General features: G+C 45.5%; 3 protein-coding genes. All 3 read right to left on the bottom strand.

All coding sequences use genetic code 11. From position 1 onward, the window contains the following. Positions 1-4: 4 nt before the first annotated feature. The 3 genes from ACW12G_RS07045 to ACW12G_RS07035 are packed head-to-tail and all read right to left on the bottom strand — an operon-like array spanning position 5 to position 3529. Positions 5-1363: an aspartate kinase gene (locus ACW12G_RS07045; protein WP_068849922.1), complete on the bottom strand. Its 1359-nt coding sequence runs from the start codon at positions 1361-1363 to the stop codon at positions 5-7. Positions 1364-1367: 4 nt separating this feature from the next. Then, positions 1368-2246, bottom strand: coding sequence for a homoserine kinase (thrB, locus tag ACW12G_RS07040; RefSeq protein WP_278848045.1), 879 nt, complete (start codon positions 2244-2246; stop codon positions 1368-1370). Beyond that, positions 2243-3529 (bottom strand): homoserine dehydrogenase, encoded by a 1287-nt coding sequence (locus tag ACW12G_RS07035; RefSeq protein WP_029509325.1) that lies wholly within the window; start codon positions 3527-3529, stop codon positions 2243-2245. The genes thrB and ACW12G_RS07035 overlap by 4 nt, the downstream gene beginning before the upstream one ends. Positions 3530-3632 lie beyond the last annotated feature (103 nt).

Genomic DNA, 3632 nt, shown 5'->3' with positions numbered 1-3632 from the left:
TTTTTTAGGCTGTGAAAATATTATGATAAATGGCTTTAACTGCTTGATCGGCTAAATCAGGTTGAATACCTAACATAATTGAGATTTCACTGGCGCCTTGGTTCACCATCTGCAAACTAATGCCTTGATCTTTAAGCGGTGCCACGATTTCAGTTAGCGCACCAATACGGTTGCGCATCCCTTCGCCCACAATCATGATAATGCCATAACTTGGTAACCATTTGAGGGTATCCGGCTTAATTTCGGCGGCAATGTCAGCCAACATATGATCAATTTGCGCCTGAGAAAGGAGGGTTTTATCAAAAATAATGGTTAAATCGTCAATTCCTGATGGCATATGTTCATACGAAATGTTGTGACGCTTTAAAATTTCCAGAATCCGTAGGGTGAAACCAACTTCTTTGTTGAGCAAATAACGGTGGAGGTAGAGGGCGGCAAAACGATTAGAATTCGCAATACCAGTTACCGGTGCTGTTTGCTGCACTTCAGTTGGTGGCACAATAAAAGTACCAGGCGCGTCAGGGTCGTTGGTATTTTTAATGTTAATACGAATGCCACCCTGAATCGCTGGAATAATGGCTTCATCATGAAAGACGGCAAACCCCGCATAGGACAATTCACGCATTTCGTCATAAGTCATTTGTTTGATAGCCGCAGGTTGATCAATGATGTTGGGATTAACGGCATAGATTGCGCTGACATCCGTAAAGTTTTCATACAAATCAGCGCTCAAACCGCGTGCCATAATGGCACCAGTGATGTCAGAACCACCCCGTGAAAATGTTGCCATATCACCATTTTCCGTGTAACCAAAAAAGCCGGGGACAATCAAACGTTCACTGGTGGTTAAATCGAGTTTTGCAATCGTATCGTAAGATTTTGGATTGAAAGTGGCTGAGCGTGCGTGATCATCAACGCGGAGCCCAATTTCCTTGGGGTCAACGAAGCGGGCTGGTAAGCCGAGGTGGGTGAAGACTTTGGCGACAAGTTGTGCGTTGAGAAATTCACCATGAGCGGCGAAAGCAGCGTAGAGATAGTCAAACGACCGGTAGTGCTTCTTGGCAAGATGATCAATTTGTTCATCAATGTCTGCTAATTCATAAGCAGGGAGATCAAAATAATCGCCGATGGCGTGATAACGGGCTTTAATGGTTTGCACAATCTCTGTTGTGTCGGTGTCAGCAATTGTTCCCTCGGCGTAAGCAAGGAGTAAATCAGTCACCTTGGTATCGTCTTTAAAACGCTTACCTGGGGCAGAAACGACCACAACTTTACGGGCGTTATCGGCCTGAATAATATCAAAAACACGTTGTAATTGGCGACCGTCAGCGAGTGATGAGCCACCAAATTTAGAAACTTTCATGGGTTTAATCTTCCTTTTGAATAGTGAGGCCAGTGGTATCTAACAGCAATTGTTGGCAGGTGCCAGCTAAACCGGCAGCTTTCAGCGCTGTTAGTAATTTTTGTGCGGCTTGGGCAGGTGCTACAGTGATGACTGTTGGGCCTGCGCCGGACAAGTAAGTGCCCACAATCCCGAGGTCATGGGCAATTGTTCGAATTTGTGCCAAATGCGGGACCAAATGTTGACGCGCAGATTCGTGGAATTTATCGGCTTCAATCAAGTGTTTGGCTGTCTCAAAATCATTGGCATTGAGAGCTGCAATCAAGGTATTGCCAATCGCACCAGCTGCCACACTGGTTTTAAAATCCAGTTGGGCGGGCAACGCAGCTCGCGCTGCGGCCGTCAGTAATTGCGTGTCAGGAATGTAGGTGACGAATTGCAAATCCTCAGGGAAATGAATCGGGGCATGATAAACGTGTTGGCCGTCAAAGTAGGCAGCGACCCCGCCGCCAAATAATGCTGGCGCGACATTATCTGGATGTCCCTCTAGTTTTGTCGCATACGTTAAGAGGTCATCAGCTGTTAACTGTAAGTTGGCCAATTCATTGGCCATCGCCAAACCAGCCAGTAAGGCCGATGAAGATGAGCCCAGGCCACGTGCTAATGGAATGTCTGATTTGACCACCAAACGATGGGGTGTCAGATCTGGGGCTAATTGGCGAGCAGTCGCCACAATGAAGTGCGTGGCATCATGGGGAATGGCAACACCCATTGTGTGTTCTACTACCCATTCAGCGGTTTCTTCGTGAATTTCTAAGGTTAAATAGGTTTGTAAGGCAATTCCTAGTGAGTCAAAACCAGGACCGATATTTGCGCTAGTAGCTGGTACTTTAATTGTAATCATGAGAATAACTTATACTCCGCAGCGAGATTGATACCATCGGCATTGCGAATGGTCGTTCGAATGAGATTGATTTGGGCATCACTAGCCGGATGGGTTAAGGCGACTAAGCGCGCGGTACCGTTAGCAGCAGGGGTTTGTTTGAGATCGGTAAAGCTAATTTTAGCCGCAGCAAACATACCAGTCACCGAATACATCGCACCTGGTGTATCATCTACTTCAATCACAATAAACCGGCGTGCAATACGCTGTGATGGCTTGGCCAAATCAATGTTTTGGTTAAAGGAGTTAAAGGGACGGCCAGGTGTGTTTAAGGCGAGGTCGGTTGCCACATTGGTTAAGTCACTTAACACCGAATTAGCGGTTGGCATTTCACCAGCCCCAGGGCCATAAAGCATGACTTCACCAACAGACTCACCATTGACTAAGACCGCATTATTTTCATTATTCACTGTGGCGAGCGGATGGGTGAAAGGGACTAATTGTGGGGACACTTCGATACTAATGGCATCTTTTGTTTCCCCAACGCGTTGTGCAACCCCTAATAATTTAAGGGCATAGCCAAAACTATTAGCATCCGCAATATCAGCATCAGTTAAGCCTGTAATACCCTGAATGGTTAAATCAGACATCACGGGTTGTATCCCAAAGGCAAAATTTGCCAAAATGATGAGTTTGTAGGCGGCATCAAAACCGTCGACATCATTGGTTGGATCAGATTCTGCAAAACCTTTTTCTTGGGCTAGCTTCAACGCTGCGTGATAAGATAAGTGATTAGTGGCCATCTGCGTTAAGATGAAGTTACTAGTCCCATTAATAATACCGGCAACACGAGAAATTTCGTCCGCCGTAAAACTCGTTGACAGGGTACGCAGGATTGGGATACCGCCGGCAACCGCTGCTTCAAAAAATAAATCAACGCCATTGGCTTCTGCAATGGCGACGAGTTCTTGACCGCGACTGGCAATCAAGTCTTTGTTGGCTGTGACGACATGCTTTTTTGCAGTCAGGGCTTGTTTGATAATCGTGTAGGCTTGATCAATTGAACCCATGACCTCCACAACAATTTGAATGGCTGGATTTGCCAAAATGTCATTGGGGTCATCGGTGATTGGAAAATTCTGGCGAAAACCAGTCCGTTGTTTTGCTAAATTACGCACGACGGCTTGCTTCACGACAAGGTGAGCACCGGTACGTTTTGTAATTTGTTCGGCATTGTCTTGGAGGATTTTCACCACGCCACTGCCGACTGTGCCTAAGCCAAAGAGGCCAATTCCAATTTCCATAAAATTATCCTTTGTTTCGTTCATTATTATGACAATTCTATCATTTTTCTTCAAGAATTAGAAGTTATTTGTTATAATCTAACATAATGACTCAATATTAATG

This window comes from Leuconostoc sp. (assembly GCF_965300815.1).
This window is presented reverse-complemented; position numbering and strand designations above follow the sequence as displayed.

Bases quoted from the DNA above. Each gene is read 5' to 3' on its own strand.
- ACW12G_RS07045 (WP_068849922.1), bottom strand. From the start codon at position 1,363: ATGAAAGTTTCTAAATTTGGTGGCTCATCACTCGCTGACGGTCGCCAA.
- thrB (WP_278848045.1), bottom strand. From the start codon at position 2,246: ATGATTACAATTAAAGTACCAGCTACTAGCGCAAATATCGGTCCTGGT.
- ACW12G_RS07035 (WP_029509325.1), bottom strand. From the start codon at position 3,529: ATGGAAATTGGAATTGGCCTCTTTGGCTTAGGCACAGTCGGCAGTGGC.